This is a genomic window from Roseibium sp. HPY-6 (assembly GCF_040530035.1).
Lineage (GTDB): Bacteria > Pseudomonadota > Alphaproteobacteria > Rhizobiales > Stappiaceae > Roseibium.
The window spans coordinates 1,220,762-1,236,348 of record NZ_JBEWCD010000002.1; the positions used below are offsets into that span (position 1 = coordinate 1,220,762).

16 protein-coding genes are annotated in these 15,587 nt (G+C 57.7%); 13 read left to right on the plus strand and 3 right to left on the minus strand.

Features of this window, described 5'->3' with window-relative positions:
- The first annotated feature begins 217 nt into the window (after positions 1-217).
- Entirely contained in the window at positions 218-2,005 is a 1,788-nt protein-coding gene (locus tag ABVF61_RS17025; RefSeq protein WP_353994727.1) for a monovalent cation:proton antiporter-2 (CPA2) family protein, read from the plus strand.
- A 51-nt stretch (positions 2,006-2,056) separates the two neighbouring features.
- Here ABVF61_RS17025 and ABVF61_RS17030 read toward each other — a convergent pair whose 3' ends face one another.
- On the minus strand, positions 2,057-2,527 hold the full coding sequence (locus tag ABVF61_RS17030; RefSeq protein ID WP_353996449.1) for an invasion associated locus B family protein: 471 nt from the start codon (positions 2,525-2,527) through the stop codon (positions 2,057-2,059).
- Positions 2,528-3,156: 629 nt separating this feature from the next.
- Here ABVF61_RS17030 and coxB point away from each other — a divergent pair.
- The 8 genes from coxB to ABVF61_RS17070 all read left to right on the plus strand — a co-directional run bounded on the left by coxB (position 3,157) and on the right by ABVF61_RS17070 (position 9,792).
- Positions 3,157-4,080 (plus strand): cytochrome c oxidase subunit II, encoded by a 924-nt coding sequence (gene coxB / locus ABVF61_RS17035; protein WP_353996450.1) that lies wholly within the window; start codon positions 3,157-3,159, stop codon positions 4,078-4,080.
- Positions 4,081-4,156: 76 nt separating this feature from the next.
- A complete protein-coding gene (ctaD, locus tag ABVF61_RS17040) occupies positions 4,157-5,752 on the plus strand; it encodes a cytochrome c oxidase subunit I (RefSeq protein ID WP_353994728.1) in 1,596 nt (531 codons plus the stop codon).
- Positions 5,753-5,902: 150 nt separating this feature from the next.
- The gene (locus tag ABVF61_RS17045) at positions 5,903-6,838 is read left to right on the plus strand and encodes a heme o synthase (RefSeq protein WP_353994729.1); all 936 of its coding nucleotides are present in this window, start codon (positions 5,903-5,905) and stop codon (positions 6,836-6,838) included.
- A 4-nt stretch (positions 6,839-6,842) separates the two neighbouring features.
- The gene (locus tag ABVF61_RS17050) at positions 6,843-7,004 is read left to right on the plus strand and encodes a cytochrome c oxidase system small membrane protein (RefSeq protein WP_502950008.1); all 162 of its coding nucleotides are present in this window, start codon (positions 6,843-6,845) and stop codon (positions 7,002-7,004) included.
- A gap of 10 nt (positions 7,005-7,014) precedes the next feature.
- Positions 7,015-7,620 carry a cytochrome c oxidase assembly protein gene (locus tag ABVF61_RS17055; protein WP_353994730.1) on the plus strand — a complete coding sequence of 202 codons (606 nt, stop codon included), beginning with the start codon at positions 7,015-7,017 and terminating at the stop codon, positions 7,618-7,620.
- Positions 7,621-7,669: 49 nt separating this feature from the next.
- Entirely contained in the window at positions 7,670-8,548 is an 879-nt protein-coding gene (locus tag ABVF61_RS17060) for a cytochrome c oxidase subunit 3 (protein ID WP_353994731.1), read from the plus strand.
- 76 nt (positions 8,549-8,624) lie between these two features.
- The gene (locus ABVF61_RS17065) at positions 8,625-9,026 is read left to right on the plus strand and encodes a DUF983 domain-containing protein (RefSeq protein WP_353994732.1); all 402 of its coding nucleotides are present in this window, start codon (positions 8,625-8,627) and stop codon (positions 9,024-9,026) included.
- Entirely contained in the window at positions 9,016-9,792 is a 777-nt protein-coding gene (locus ABVF61_RS17070; RefSeq protein WP_353994733.1) for an SURF1 family protein, read from the plus strand. The genes ABVF61_RS17065 and ABVF61_RS17070 overlap by 11 nt, the downstream gene beginning before the upstream one ends.
- On the opposite strand, the gene ABVF61_RS17075 is transcribed toward ABVF61_RS17070, so the two are convergent.
- Both ABVF61_RS17075 and ABVF61_RS17080 read right to left on the minus strand, forming a co-directional pair.
- On the minus strand, positions 9,789-10,277 hold the full coding sequence (locus ABVF61_RS17075; protein WP_353994734.1) for a peroxiredoxin: 489 nt from the start codon (positions 10,275-10,277) through the stop codon (positions 9,789-9,791). The genes ABVF61_RS17070 and ABVF61_RS17075 overlap by 4 nt on opposite strands.
- A gap of 126 nt (positions 10,278-10,403) precedes the next feature.
- Positions 10,404-11,222 carry a protein-disulfide reductase DsbD domain-containing protein gene (locus tag ABVF61_RS17080; RefSeq protein ID WP_353994735.1) on the minus strand — a complete coding sequence of 273 codons (819 nt, stop codon included), beginning with the start codon at positions 11,220-11,222 and terminating at the stop codon, positions 10,404-10,406.
- Positions 11,223-11,418: 196 nt separating this feature from the next.
- Between ABVF61_RS17080 and ABVF61_RS17085 the strand changes: the two genes are divergently transcribed.
- From ABVF61_RS17085 to ABVF61_RS17100, 4 genes are all read left to right on the plus strand, one after another.
- The gene (locus tag ABVF61_RS17085; protein WP_353994736.1) at positions 11,419-12,015 is read left to right on the plus strand and encodes a YqgE/AlgH family protein; all 597 of its coding nucleotides are present in this window, start codon (positions 11,419-11,421) and stop codon (positions 12,013-12,015) included.
- Positions 12,016-12,223: 208 nt separating this feature from the next.
- Complete coding sequence (thrC, locus tag ABVF61_RS17090; protein WP_353994737.1) at positions 12,224-13,630, plus strand: threonine synthase; 1,407 nt, start codon at positions 12,224-12,226, stop codon at positions 13,628-13,630.
- Between the two features lie 4 nt (positions 13,631-13,634).
- Complete coding sequence (locus ABVF61_RS17095) at positions 13,635-14,924, plus strand: M16 family metallopeptidase (protein ID WP_353994738.1); 1,290 nt, start codon at positions 13,635-13,637, stop codon at positions 14,922-14,924.
- 17 nt (positions 14,925-14,941) lie between these two features.
- A complete protein-coding gene (locus ABVF61_RS17100; protein ID WP_353994739.1) occupies positions 14,942-15,580 on the plus strand; it encodes a GNAT family N-acetyltransferase in 639 nt (212 codons plus the stop codon).
- Positions 15,581-15,587 lie beyond the last annotated feature (7 nt).

Below are 15,587 nucleotides of genomic sequence, written 5' to 3' on the forward strand. Positions count from 1 at the left end.
GCGTAGACGGCATTTCTTTGTGTGTTTCTGCCCGACGTGCTTTGAAATCAAAAATCAGCTCTGCAATTTAGAGGCATTGACCGTTTTTTGGTCACGCGTTGCTGCGTTTTTTAAGATTTGTCAAAGTTAAACCACTTCAGTTTTGTTAATATGGAATCAACTCCCTGGCTGTCATGCTGGGGGCGGGGATTTTCAGCCTGACGGCAGAGGAGATGGGATGGCAGCAGAGGGCGCACCTCCGTTTTTTGCCGAAGCGATTGTGTTTCTGGCTGCCACCTGTGTCGCGGTGCCGATTGCCAAGCGGCTGGGTCTGGGATCGGTTGTGGGTTATCTGGCCGCCGGTGCGGCGATCGGCCCTCACGGTCTGCAGCTCCTGGGCTCCGGTGAAGATGTTCTCCATGTTGCGGAACTCGGGGTCGTACTCCTCCTGTTTGTGATCGGCTTGGAGCTGGACCCACAAAAGCTCTGGCGCATGAAACGGGACATTTTCGGCTTGGGGACGGCTCAGGTCGTTTTGACCGGTGTTTGTTTGTTTGCGGTCGCCCGTCTTTTCGGGATGCCCTATTCGACGGCTTTTGTTGCAGGGTTTGGTCTTGCATTGTCGTCGACGGCATTTGCGTTGCAAATCCTGCAGGAACGCGGCCAACTCTCATCACCCTACGGCCAGCGTGCATTCGGGATCCTGTTGTTGCAGGACATCGCGATCGTTCCGTTGCTGGCAATGGTGGCTATTCTTGCGCCCGGCGAAGGCCCTTCCACCGCAACGGAAATCGCAAGTGAAATCTTCATCGTTCTTGGCGCAGTTGCTGCCGTTATTCTGACCGGTCGCTATCTTATTTCACCGATCTTTCTGTTCCTGGCGGCCAGCCGGGCGCGCGAGGTCATGCTCACCGCAGCTCTCCTGGTTGCTCTCGGCAGCGCAGGGATCATGCATTCCGTTGGCCTGTCGATGGCTTTGGGTGCGTTTCTTGCCGGCGTTCTGTTGGCCGAGTCCAGTTTCCGGCACACGCTGGAAGCCGATATCGAACCTTTCCGCTCCTTGCTGATGGGGTTGTTTTTTGTTGCCGTCGGCATGTCGCTCGATGTGTCGCTGGTGATCGAAAACTGGCTGCTTGTTGCCGCTGGTGTAGCAATAGTCATGGGGTTGAAGGGCGTGTTCCTGTGGGCGCTCTCCCGGGGAACCGGTTCGTCGAACTCGGACGCAATGCGTATTGCCGTGACACTGCCGCAAGGCGGGGAATTTGCATTCGTTCTGTTCACGGCCGCCGTCAGCAACAGCATTTTGGATTATCAGACCGCCAATCTGCTGAATGCCGTTGTCATTCTAACCATGCTGCTGACACCGCTTGCATGCCTTGGTCTCGACAAGCTGGCGGCCAGGGCGAAGGCCCGAGGCGTTGAAAATCCGTCGATCGAGACCTTCGAGGAGGCTGCTCCCACGGTACTTGTTATTGGTTTTGGCCGGTTCGGCATGGTGGTTGCCCAGATCCTGACGTCAGAAGGCCTTGAGATCACGGCCATCGACAACCGGCCAGACCGTATCGATTACGCCCGGAAGCAGGGCTACAAGGTCTACTACGGCGACGCCACCAGGGCGGACGTTCTGGCTGCGGCTGGCGCCGGTAAATCGGCGCTCGTCGCCATGTGCATCGAGAACGACAAGGTCATGGCAAGGTCGATCGATCAGATCCGGGACGGATTTCCGGACGCGCTGATCTTTTGCCGCGCGACCGACAGAGCGCACGTGATGGACCTTACCCGGCGCGGTGTGGACTATCAGATCCGAGAGACCTTCGAATCGAGCGTCGTCTTTGGACGGGCAGCGCTTGAGGCGCTCGGAACGCCGCTCGACCGGATCGACCAGATCGAGGAAGACGTGCGCAGGCGGGACGAGGAACGTCTTGCCGTTCAACTTGAAAAAGGCATGTTCGCCGGGTCGGACCGCTTACACAAGGTCACGCCTCGCAAGGCAGGCGAGGATCGGCAGGATGCACCTGCCGAATAAGTCTCTGAAGGAAATGCCACGCTCTGAGGCATCTCGATAAGCCCGGAGGTCCTACGGAAGGGCGTCGAAACCGGCCGAAAACCCGTTCAGCGAGATTGGAATTCCAATGCCTTCTTCCGGTGTCTGAAAAATGATGAACGTCGCCTGGGACCCGGCCTGCAGTTTCGACAGCAGTTCGTCTTCCAGGATCACTTCGGCGATGCAGCCGTTGGGCAGGCAGCGCACGAAGCCGGCCCGTCCGATGTCGGCATTGTCGACGCGAAGCCCGAGACCGGACGGCAGGAGCACACCGAGGGGGGCCAGTACGCGCAGAATTCTTGCCTGCTTGTCCGCTGTCTTCAGCACGATGACCGAAAGCCCCACATTCTCGCGATCGGACGCTGTGACGTTTTGAATCAGGGCACATTGTTCGCCGGCAGCGCCCGGTGGCGTGTCGCAGCGCATCTGCCAGTCTCCGTGCGAAGATCGGACTTCACCTTGAGCCATGGCCGCTGGTGTTCCATGGACAAATGCACCGAACAAAAGTCCGGCAACAACAGCGAGCGTTGAAAATGACGGCTTGAAACGGTCAGCACCGCCGGTTTTGAGAGACTGCTGCGTGTGTGTTGACAAGAATTCCTCCGGTCAATCGTTGTCCGATTCCCTTGAAGGCAGACCCATTTGAAATCGGACTGCACCGCGAATCGTCGTGTATTATCGGCCAGACCTTGCCGCATGATGGCGCGCGATTCCAGTCTCGCAGGCCGCATGACGGTCGATTAGCCCTGTTTTTTGTCTAAATTCCACGTGTCCTTGATTTGTCTCAATCGGATGTGACCTGCCGATGGAGTCGAAAAGTTGGAAATATCATTGCGGCTCGGCGTTTCTTGTGGTTTTTGTGCGGCGTAATGGTGTTGGCAGGGTGATGCGGCAGATCGCCGCTCTGGCTGAATGTAACCATCGCCCTTGATAGAGGTTTATGGTTATATTCCGAGTACCTGAAGGGATTCTCCGGGGTGTGGTGCCGGACGATTGAGGCTTGCGAAGTTGCGTGAAGCCCGTTACTGCCCAACCAGAATGGATTGGATCATAGGTCCGGGATGTATGCATGTGCCGCATTCATGCGGCTGAGGGAAGGGAGCGCAGACGTGAAGGCTATCTTCAAGCGTCTCATGACAATCGCCGGTACGGCGGCAACGTTCGCTGGAGTGTCCACAGCGGCTCTTGCAGCCGAATCCGGCATGACAAACTGGCAGCTGGGCTTTCAGGCCTCGGTGTCAGATATGATGGACGACATCACCTGGTTCAATGCCTTCACGCTGATCATCATCACGGTGATCACACTGTTCGTTCTCGCCCTGCTGATCATTTGCATCGTGAAGTTCAGTGCCAAGGCCAACCCGGTGCCTTCCCGGACGTCACACAACACCATGATCGAAGTGGCCTGGACGGTTATTCCAATCCTCATTCTGGTGGTGATTGCGATCCCGTCCTTCCGCCTGCTTTACAAGCAGCTCGATATTCCAGAGTACGAGATGACCGTGAAAGCCATCGGTTATCAGTGGTACTGGGGCTACGAGTACAACGACGAAGGCATGGGTGACCTTTACTTCGATTCCTACATGCTCGGGGACCCGCTGGACCCTGATGCTGATGTTGCTGCGCGCCAGGAAGTCGCAACAGAGCGCGGCGTGACCATAGACGAAGTCCCGCGCCTGCTGGCCGTCGACAACGATCTCGTTGTTCCGGTTGACACGACGGTTCGCCTGCAGGTGACTGCGGAGGACGTCATTCACGCCTTCGCCATGCCTTCAATGGGTCTCAAGATCGATGCTATTCCGGGCCGCCTCAACGAAACCTGGTTCCGCGCCCGCGAAGAGGGTGTCTACTACGGACAGTGCTCGGAGCTGTGCGGCATCAACCATGCGTTCATGCCCATTGCGATCCGTGTTGTCTCCAAGGAGCAGTTTCAGACGTGGGCTGCTGCGGCGCAGGAAGATCTGGACAGCGCCAACAAACAGCTGATGGCGTCCATCAACGAGCAAAAGAAGCTTGCGGCCGGCAAGCTGGAAGACATCTCTGTCGCCGCGAAGTAACGCGGCGGCTTTCGTTTGTCTGGCACCGCGCGATAAGACGCAGCGCTGCTGAAGGAATTTAGAGAGGGAGCCCCAAATGGCTGCGAGCGAAGCACATGCGGCACATGACCATCCCTACGGATGGCGCCGGTGGGTCTATTCGACCAATCACAAAGACATCGGACTGATGTATCTCATGTTTGCGATCTTTGCCGGGATCGTGGGCGGCGCACTCAGTGTCGGAATGCGGATGGAACTGCAGGAGCCGGGGATGCAAATCTTCAGCAACCCGCACATGTTCAACGTGTTCACGACGGCTCACGGCCTGATCATGATCTTCTTCATGGTCATGCCGGCGATGATCGGCGGCTATGCCAACTACTTCGTGCCGATCATGATCGGTGCGCCGGACATGGCATTCCCGCGGATGAACAACATCTCGTTCTGGCTTCTGCCTCCGGCTTTCTTGCTCCTGCTGCTGTCTCTCTTCGTTGAAGGCCCTCCAGGCGGCAACGGTGTCGGCGGTGGCTGGACGATCTATCCTCCGCTATCGACAACGGGACAGCCCGGACCGGCCATGGATCTCGCGATCCTGTCGCTGCACATTGCAGGCGCGTCGTCGATCCTGGGTGCGATCAACTTCATCACCACGATCTTCAACATGCGTGCGCCGGGCATGACCCTGCACAAGATGCCTCTGTTTGCGTGGTCGGTTCTGATCACGGCGTTCCTGCTGCTTCTGTCGCTCCCGGTTCTCGCCGGTGCGATCACGATGCTCCTGACGGACCGTAACTTCGGTACGACCTTCTTTACGCCGTCCGGCGGCGGTGACCCGATCCTGTTCCAGCACCTGTTCTGGTTCTTCGGTCACCCTGAAGTGTACATCCTGATCCTGCCGGGCTTCGGCATCGTCAGCCACATCATTTCAACCTTCTCGCGCAAGCCCATCTTCGGTTACCTCGGAATGGCCTACGCGATGGTTGCGATCGGTGTCGTCGGCTTCATTGTATGGGCACACCACATGTATACGGTTGGCATGTCGTCCGAGACCCAGGCTTACTTCGTTGCTGCCACGATGGTGATCGCGGTGCCGACGGGGGTTAAGATTTTCTCCTGGATCGCGACCATGTGGGGCGGGTCCATCGAGTTCAAGACGCCCATGGTCTGGGCGATCGGCTTCATCTTCCTGTTCACCGTTGGTGGTGTGACCGGTGTGCAGCTGGCGAACGCTGGTCTCGATCGTGCCTTCCACGACACCTACTACGTGGTGGCCCACTTCCACTACGTTCTGTCCCTTGGTGCAGTGTTTGCGATCTTCGCCGCCTGGTACTACTGGTTCCCGAAAATGTTCGGGTACATGTATAACGAAGCCATCGGCAAGGCCCATTTCTGGATCACCTTCATCGGCGTGAACCTGATCTTCTTCCCGCAGCACTTCCTGGGTCTGAACGGCATGCCGCGCCGCTATGCCGACTATCCGGATGCACTGGCGGGTTGGAACTACGTGTCCTCTATCGGATCCTACATTTCCGCCTTTGCTGTTCTGGTGTTCCTTTACGGTATCTTTGAGGCTTTCGCCAAGAAGCGCGCCGTCGGCAACAACCCGTGGGGCGAAGGTGCAACGACACTGGAGTGGACCCTGTCTTCTCCGCCGCCGTTCCACCAGTTCGAAACTCTGCCGCGGATCAAGTAGCGCGAACACGGAGGCCATGCCTCCCGACGGAAACCGGCACCGCGCCCAGAAACGGCGCGGTGCACCTTTGAAAGACTGCCGGACGGAAAAATCGTCCCGACCGCCTGCGTAAGAGGCGGGGCAGAAACCGGGAAGTTGAAGGACACGCGCATGTCGCTCGTCGAGCGCCAGGACACAATCGGTCAGGAAAGTGCCGTCTGGAACGGTGGCATGGGCTCAGTTGGCGACTATGTCTCGCTGCTGAAGCCGCGTGTGATGTCGCTCGTCATTTTCACGGCGTTTGTCGGCCTCATGCTGGCGCCCGGCTCTGTACACCCGATACTCGGCGCAGTGGCGATCCTGTGTATCGCAATCGGTGCAGGGGCATCCGGCGCATTGAATATGTGGTACGACGCCGACATCGACGAAGTCATGTCCCGGACCCGGAAACGCGCGATCCCTGCCGGTAAGATATCCCGTGAAGAAGCTTTTGCATTCGGGATGACACTCTCGATCGGATCTGTTGTCACACTCGGGCTGCTGGTCAACTGGTTCGCCGGTGCTTTCCTCGCCTTCACAATTTTCTTCTACGTTGTTGTTTACACAATGTGGCTGAAGCGCTCGACACCGCAGAATATTGTCATCGGCGGCGCAGCCGGTGCTTTCCCGCCAATGATTGGCTGGGCGTCCGTGACCGGGTCCGTGAGCTTGGAAAGCTTCGTGCTGTTCCTGATCATCTTCATGTGGACGCCTCCTCATTTCTGGGCGCTTGCGCTGTTCAAGAGCAGCGACTACCGCAATGCCGGCGTGCCCATGCTGCCGGTGGTCGCCGGAGAGACCAGCACGCGTCACCACATTCTGATCTATTCGCTGCTGCTGGCGCCTATCGGTGTTGCACCCTACTTGCTGGGATTTGCAAGTCCGTTTTACGGTGCCGTATCGCTGATCATGGGACTGGCCTTTCTGGCGCTCGCCGCAGATGTCTGGCGCAAGCGCGAAGGCGACGTTGCACGGCAGGCATGCATACGGCTTTTCAAATTCTCCATCTTCTACCTCTTCCTGCTTTTTGCCATTTTGCTGGCCGAAAGCCTGATCGCCGGAGCGTAGTATGATGGCCGAAGACGACCAGGGGATCAGGTTGACGCCGGAGCAGCAGAAGAAGCGGCGCTCCAGGTCTATCGCAATCGCACTGGCGCTACTCGCGCTTGTTGCGCTTTTTTACGCGGTTACCATCGTCAAGTTGGGACCGGGTGTCATGGACAGGGCTCTTTGAGGGACGACGCGTGAGCAACAGACAGGACAGCAGCAATGCAGCCAACAGCAACCGCAAGGTGGCTTTTGCCTGTGCCGGCATGTTTAGCCTGATGGTGGGTGCGGCATACGCTGCCGTGCCGCTTTACGATCTCTTTTGCCGGGTCACCGGGTTTGGCGGCACGACGCAGGTTGCGGACAGCGAAAGCGACGTTGTAATCGACCGGATGATCACAATCCGGTTTGACGGAAACGTCAACAAACAGCTGTCCTGGCACTTCAAGCCGGAGCAACGGTCCGTATCGCTGAAAATGGGCGAAAGTGCGCAACTCGCCTATGTGGCGACCAATATCGGTGACGAGATAACGGTTGGAACGTCGACCTTCAATGTCTGGCCACCATCTGCTGGAGCCTATTTCAACAAGCTCGACTGCTTCTGCTTTACAGAGCAACCGCTTGAAGCAGGTGAAACCGTTGAGATGCCGGTTGTCTTTTTTGTTGACCCGGAAATGGACAAGGATCCTGAGCTGAAGCATGTGAAGGAAATCACTTTGTCCTACACGTTCTTCCCGGTAGAACAACCGGAACGCCCTGTTGCGGCCCGGGCCGATGCGCCCGGTGCTGAGACAAATTTGTGAGAGACTGCGCGAAACGCGCCTGAAATGACAGTGTTTGGGGAGCTTGCCGATGGCTGAGGCACATACCAAGAACCACGATTACCACCTGGTCGAGCCGAGCCCGTGGCCCTTTCTCGGGTCAGTTGGCGCCTTCGTCATGGCAATCGGAGCGATCGCATGGATGAAGGCCGCATCCGGCAATTCCTTTGATCTCTTCGGGATCAACTTTGCTGCGTCCAGCTGGGGTTTGTTCGCCATCGGGCTCCTGGTGGTTCTTTATGTGATGTACGGATGGTGGAGAGACACCATCAAGGAGTCGCAGGAAGGGCACCATACGCGTGTCGTTTCCCTGCATCTGCGTTACGGCATGATTTTGTTCATCGCCTCGGAAGTAATGTTCTTCGTGGCGTGGTTCTGGGCCTATTTCGACGCAGCCCTCTTTGCTGGCGAAGCCATCCAGTTCAGCCGCGTTGAGGCGACCGGCGGTCATTGGCCACCGGACGGTATCCTGACATTCGATCCCTGGCACCTCCCGCTTCTGAACACCCTGATCCTGCTTTGCTCCGGCACGACCGTAACCTGGGCGCACCATGCGATGCTGCACAACGATCGTGAAGGCCTGAAATGGGGTCTGACGTTGACCGTTCTGCTCGGTGTTCTGTTCACAATTGTGCAGGGTTACGAGTACGGTCATGCCGCATTCACGTTCGACGGCAACATTTACGGTGCGACATTCTACATGGCGACAGGCTTCCACGGGTTCCACGTGATCGTCGGAACCATCTTCCTGCTGGTGTGTCTGCTACGGGCAATGGCCGGCCAGTTCACGGTTGAGAAGCACTTTGGCTTTGAAGCTGCCGCCTGGTACTGGCACTTCGTTGACGTTGTCTGGCTGTTCCTGTTCGTCGCGATCTATATCTGGGGTGCTGGTACGCCAGCCCCGCACTAAGCTGCCGGGATAGTCCCAATTAAGCGCCCGGTCTGCAAAATGACCGGGCGTTTTTCTTATTAGCAGGTCCATGTGCATGGAAGACAAAGCGCAGTTTCCACCGGTCAATCCTGTTTCGGTCGGTTTGTCCGGCAAGTGTCCCCGTTGCGGGCAGGGGAAACTGTTCGACGGGTTCTTGAGCGTCAAGAAATCCTGCAGCGCTTGCGGGCTGAATTTCGTTTTCGCCGACAGCGGCGATGGACCGGCTGTTTTCGTCATAATGCTGGTCGGGTTTGTTATCGTCGGTCTGGTTCTGTTTGTGGAATTGAGTTTCCAGCCTCCGATATGGCTGCACCTCATTCTATGGCTTCCGCTGACGGTCGTCCTAGCAGCTGCGGTACTGCGGCCGCTCAAGGGGCTGATGATCGCGTTGCAATTCAAACACAAGGCTGAAGAAGGCCGTCTTGACGCGCCTGCCGCAAGCAAAGATGAGGCATGACCAGCCCATGGGCGGACTGAAGAAACTCCTCTTTCCTGCGGTCGCTGCAGCCCTGGCTCTCGGTATATTGCTGAACCTCGGATTCTGGCAGCTGAACCGGCTTGAATGGAAGCAGAACCTCATTGCGAAAGTGGAGGCCGGCGTTACCAAGTCGCCTGTCGATGCGCCTGCGCCGCGCTCACAAAGTCTCGGCGAGGACTTTGACTACCTCAGGGTCAAGGTGACCGGTGAGTTTCTGAAGGGCAACACGTTCTATTACACCTCGCTATCCGATCCGGTCGGACAGGCAGAAGGCCCTGGCCTCATGGCTTATGCGCCATTCAAAACACAGGAAGGGTGGACGGTTCTGATCAACAGGGGATTTTTGCCGCAAGGACTGGACGGTGAAGCAAGAGACGCCGCCCTGAACGCCCCCGACGGACAGATGGTCTTGACCGGTTTGTTGCGGCTCAGCGAGAAGCCGAACTGGACCACGCCGACACCCGATGCTTCAGACAGGATATGGTTCGCCCGCGACACCGGGGCGATGGCACAGCTTCTCGGACTGGAAAACGAACGCCTTGCGCCATACAGCATTGACCTCGACGCGTCCTTCACACCTGAAGGCGGCTTTCCGCAGGCCGGTGAAACCATCGTACGCTTCAAAAACGATCATCTGGGCTATGCGTTGACCTGGTTCGGTCTTGCCGCAACGCTGATCGGCGTCTTCCTGACTTACGCGGCCAGTGTTCTCTGGCCGCGCAACAAGGCGGTCGAGGATGATTAACCGAGTGCTTCCAGGATAGCGGCAGCGCCAGTCTTGGTCGCTTCGCCAGGCGCATCTTCTATAGCCAGGAAGGTCACTTCTCCATCCTTTGCGATAAGCGCAAAACGCTGTGAGCGAAGGTGACCGAAAATCGGTGCAGGGCCGAGACCAAGGCCGATGGAATCGACGAACTCCGCACCGGTGTCGGCCAGGAAGGTGATCTTGCCGCTTGTGTTTGATGCCTTCTCCCAGGCATCCATGACGAAGACGTCATTGACGGAAACCACGGCAATAGTGTCGACGCCTTTGTTTTTCAGGGTCTCGGCGTGTTCAACGAAGCCCGGCAGATGATTCATGTGGCAGGTTGGTGTAAAAGCGCCGGGTACGCCAAAAAGCACGAGGGACTTGCCGCTTGTCAGGTCACTCATCGACATCTCGCCCGGCCCGTCGCTGGTCATGATCTTGAAACTGGCGTCCGGAAGACGGTCCCCAACCTTGATTGTCATATCGAATATCCTTTTGCTGGATTGTAGAACGATGAACTCGCCCGTGACAGACATAGAGCGTTGAGCGTCCCGCGTCGAGAGAACCGTCAATGACGCCGCTCTGGCGACCCGCTTCCATGCAGTGGTTCACTGAACCCAGTCGGCCGGCACAGCTTCCAGATGTTCGATGGCATGTCCGCCGGACGTTAGCACCAGCCGCAGCGTGTCATCGTATTGCGAAGTCTTCAGGCCTTTTGTCGAGAGCCGCCAAACACGCTTGTCGCCTGCTTGTTCGACGAACTTCGGAAGTCCGATATAGGATCCTTCAGGTCCCGCGGCGAAAAGATCGGCTTCGGCTTCACCCGAGACTTTTGTTTCTACGATGATGAACTTGCTACCGTCGAAAGTTACAGAACTGATCTCCAGGCCGTTGCCTGGCTGTGCTTTCGGGACGGCGGCAAGGTCGCGTTCGATCAGCCGGGATGCAAGGGCGTCCTTGCTATCGTCGGGCTGAAAGTCTAGGGACAACACGGCGTCGCCTGGAACACAGATATCCTTGCAGATGCCGAAGAAGACCTCGATCTCCATCCTGGCGCTCTTTTCGGCCTCGTTAGGTGTGATCCTGAAGGGAAGGACAACACCATCGTGATAGACGATGCTTTCCGTAAAACCGTCGTGATAGCGCTCCGGCACCGGATAGAGGATGTCGAGCTCGGCCACATTCTCCGATGCAGTCATCGAGATCTGGGGCGGTATGCCTGCTTCTCCCGCGTAACGCCAATACGTGTGCCAGCCCGGTTCCATGAGAAACTCAAGACCGGCCAGGTAACGGCCATCGTCAAGCGGACCGGACGAGATCAGACGCACTGCACCGCCATGGACTTCGACCCATTCCGTCATGGCCGCACGCGCGGGGCTGAACGCGCAGACTGCAAAAATTGCAAGAGCGTGGAGAAGTGTTCTCATGGCATCAGAGCTACACGAGTTTCGAATTCGCGTCATTGTTTCGTTGGCCCCGGTCCGGTCATATCCTCGTGACGGTTGTGTTACGGTAAAGTGAGCCATGCGGCGATTGTGACCTGAAACAGTCATTAACAAAGCAGCTCAAAGACGGTATGCTTTTGTATGTTCGGCATTTGCCGCGAATTTTTTTGAGGTTTTGATGGTCGGAGCTGAAGAAACAGACTCTCTCGAAGGACAGTTTCTGATTGCAATGCCGAGCATGGCTGACAGCCGGTTCGAACACTCCGTGATATACCTCTGCTCTCATTCCGATCAGGGCGCGATGGGATTGGTTGTCAATCAGGTCGCGCGGCATCTATCGCTGGAAGAACTTCTCATTCAGCTCGATATCGTGAATGACGAAGGCTCGATCCGGCTGCCGGACAGCGTGCGGGACATGAATGTCCACAAGGGTGGGCCGGTAGAGGTGGAACGCGGATTTGTCCTGCACAGTGATGACTTCATGCTCAATCAGTCGACCCTGGCAATCGACAACGGCATCTGCCTGACAGCGACGCTGGAGATCCTGCGCGCTCTGGCAGAGGGGGACGGGCCTTCGCAGGCCATCCTGGCACTCGGTTACGCGGGCTGGGCGCCGGGACAGCTTGAAAACGAAATCCAGGCCAATGGCTGGCTAACGGCGCCAGCCGATCCGGAAATTCTGTTCGACACCGACTTCGACGCGAAATGGCACCGCGCACTTGCCTCCTTGGGCATTGATCCGGCAATGCTTTATACGGATGCCGGCCACGCCTGACAAAAGGCGCAACCGACAAATTCCAGATCCTGTCCGGTTACGGTCACTATTTAACCCAAAAGCGACTTGCGCTTGAATGTTATGGCGCGTAAGTCGCTTGGGTGGCATGTTTGTTTCAAAGCGGCCTGGATTGCAGTAGGGTGATAGCCCGGCTGTCTGGACCATGCGGGCGACGTCCGCGGGAGTGATAAAAAAGGGAAGTGGCAGGGTGAAATACAGCAGTACGCGCGGCGAAGCGCCGGTCCTGGATTTATCCGATGTCCTGCTGCAGGGACTGGCCCGCGATGGTGGCCTTTATCTTCCCGAAACCTGGCCACAAATCGATGCCGATACGATCGCTTCCTTTGCAGGGAAGCCTTATGCCGAGGTTGCTTTGGAGATCGTACGGCCCTTTGTCGGCGACGCTATTCCGGAAGCCGACCTGAAACTTATGATCGATGAGGCCTATGCCGGTTTTCGGCACCCGGCAGTGACACCATTGGTGCAGACTGGGCCGAACACCTTCATTCTGGAGTTGTTCCACGGTCCGACGCTGGCGTTCAAGGACGTTGCAATGCAGCTCCTTGGCCGCATGATGGATTATGTGCTCACAAAGCGCGGTTTGCGCGCGACGATTGTCGGGGCAACGTCCGGTGACACCGGTGGTGCCGCAATCGAGGCTTTCAGGGGCCGTCAGCGGACCGACATATTCATTCTGTTTCCGGACGGCAGGGTGTCCAATGTACAGCGCCGGCAGATGACGACCCCGACCGAAGACAACGTGCACGCGCTGGCACTGACCGGAAACTTTGACGATTGCCAGGCGATCGTGAAGGGCATGTTCAACCATTTCTCGTTCCGGGACCGGGTCGCGCTGTCAGGGGTCAACTCCATCAACTGGGCGCGAATACTGGCGCAGATTGTCTATTACTTCGTTGCCGGGGCAGCGCTCGGCGCACCCGGGCGCAAGGTTTCTTTCACGGTGCCGACCGGCAACTTCGGCGATATCTTTGCCGGTTACGCCGCAATGAAGATGGGGCTTCCGGTCGAGAAGCTGATCGTCGCGACCAATGTGAACGACATCCTCGCTCGCACTCTGGAGACCGGGCGCTACGAAAAGCGCGGCGTCACGCCGACGATTTCTCCGTCCATGGATATCCAGGTTTCATCGAACTTCGAACGTCTTCTCGCGGAAGTTTGCGGCCGGGACGGGGCCGCTGTTCGCCAGATGATGAACCGGCTTTCTCAATCCGGCAGCTTCGAGATTGAGGACGGTCCGCTTTCGGCAATGAGGCAGCATTTCGGGGCAGGCCGTTGTGATGAGGCACACACGGCAGAAACGATAGCCGGGCTTTGGAGGGAAGCCGGTTATTTGCTCGACCCGCACACGGCAATCGGTGTGCATGTGGCAAAGGCCCACGATGACGGTCAGGCGCCTATGGTGGTGCTGGGAACGGCGCATCCGGCAAAATTTCCCGATGCAGTTGAAAAAGCCTCTGGTATTCGGCCAGAATTGCCGGACAACTTGAAAGACATGATGAGTGCGGAGGAGCGCCAGCAGGTATTGGCGGCAGAGCAGGACGTGGTGGAACGTTTTATCGAAGATCACGCCCGGGCCGTCACCGCCAAGGTGTAACTATATGAAAGTACAAACAACGGTCCTGGAAAACGGGATGACGGTCGTAACCGACCAGATGCCATATCTGAAGACGGCGGCGCTCGGAGTTTGGGTTCGAACCGGATCCCGTGCGGAAACCGTTCAGCAGAACGGCATTACCCATCTTCTCGAACACATGGCCTTCAAGGGCACGAAGTCGCGGACGGCGCGCAGTATCGCGGAAGAAATCGAGGCGGTCGGAGGAGAGCTGAACGCTTCGACGAGCATCGAGCATACGAATTATTATGCCCGTATCCTGGCCGAAGACATGCCTTTGGCGGTGGACCTGTTGTCCGACATCTTGCAGAACTCAACCTTCGACGCTCAGGAGCTGACGCGCGAGCAGCATGTGATCCTGCAGGAAATCGGAGCGGCAAACGATTCACCGGAAGACCAGGCATTCGACCTCTTTCAGGGAACCGCCTGGCCGGACCAGGCAATCGGACGGCCGATTCTGGGAACGCCCGAAACCGTGCAGAGCTTCAACCGGGACGCACTCAACGCGTATCTGTCCGACCGGTACCGTGCGCCGGACATGGTCTTGGCGGCGGCGGGCGCTGTCGATCATGATGACCTTGTTGCACTGGCACGGGAAAAATTCGGCGGCTTTAACGGTGCGCCAGCGGCCCAAGATGTGACCGCCCAGTATAGCGGCGGTGAAACGTTGCGCAGCAAGGACCTGATGGAAGCCCAGGTTCTGATCGGCTTCGAAGGATTGCCTTACAAGTCCAAGGACTACTACACCATTCAGATCCTCGCCTCCGTCCTCGGCGGCGGGATGTCGTCCCGGCTGTTTCAGGAAATTCGCGAGCGCCACGGCCTGTGTTATGCGATCTACAGTTTTCACTGGGCCTTTTCAGATACCGGGCTCTTCGGCCTGCACGCGGCAACCAGTCATGAAGATCTCGCTGCCCTGATGCCGATGATCGCGGACGAGCTGGTGTCCGCATCGCAGACCATCACGGACGAGGAGGTGGCAAGGTCGCGTGCGCAGATCCGGGCCGGCCTGATGATGGCGCTTGAGAGCCCGGCCGCCCGTGCGGGCCAGATCGCCCGACAGATACTGGTACATGGAAGGGTGCTTGGCCCGGACGAGATTTCGAGCAATATCGAAGCCGTCACGGCTGAAGATATGCGCCGGGTCGCATACGAGACATTTGTCGGCACAACGCCCACGCTCACGGCGATCGGTCCCGTTGACGGCATCATGACGGCAAACGACCTGGCAGGGAGGCTTCAGCAGGCTCCCGTGCTGCGGGCGGCCTCGTTGTAAACTGTGGAGTTCAGGGCATGGCGTTGCTACGGCCGGGATCCTCACCTGACGCCGAGCTGCTGATCGAAGCGGGCGGATACTTTCTGCGCCCGCCCCTGATGTCTGACTTCAAGGCCTGGGCGGATCTGCGAAACGAGAGCCGGGATTTTCTGAAGCCCTGGGAGCCCCTGTGGCCGTCCGACGACCTGACAAAATCGGGATTTCGCCGCCGCCTGCGCCGGTACGCGCGTGACAGGAAAGAAGGCCGTAGCCTGACTTTCCTGTTGTTCAGATCGAGATCGGCCGAAGTTCTCGGCGGTCTCACGCTCAGCAACATCAGGCGCGGTGTCAGTCAGACTGCGACTTTGGGCTACTGGATGGGCGAGCGCCACGCGGGCAAGGGGCACATGTCGGCCGCCGTCGCCATGATCTTGCCGTTTTGTTTCGACGTCTTGAACCTTCATCGGGTGGAAGCGGCCTGCATTCCCGTCAATACGCCTTCGATCAGGCTTCTCGAAAATGCCGGGTTCCGTCGTGAGGGCTACGCACGCAACTATTTGTTAATTAACGGAACTTGGCAGGATCACTTGTTATTTGCCTGCCTTTCCGAAGACTACGCGTCGCTGTGTGGGAAAATTAGCCCCAGTGTTGAGGGTATGTTGAAAGAATTCTTGTGACATGCGC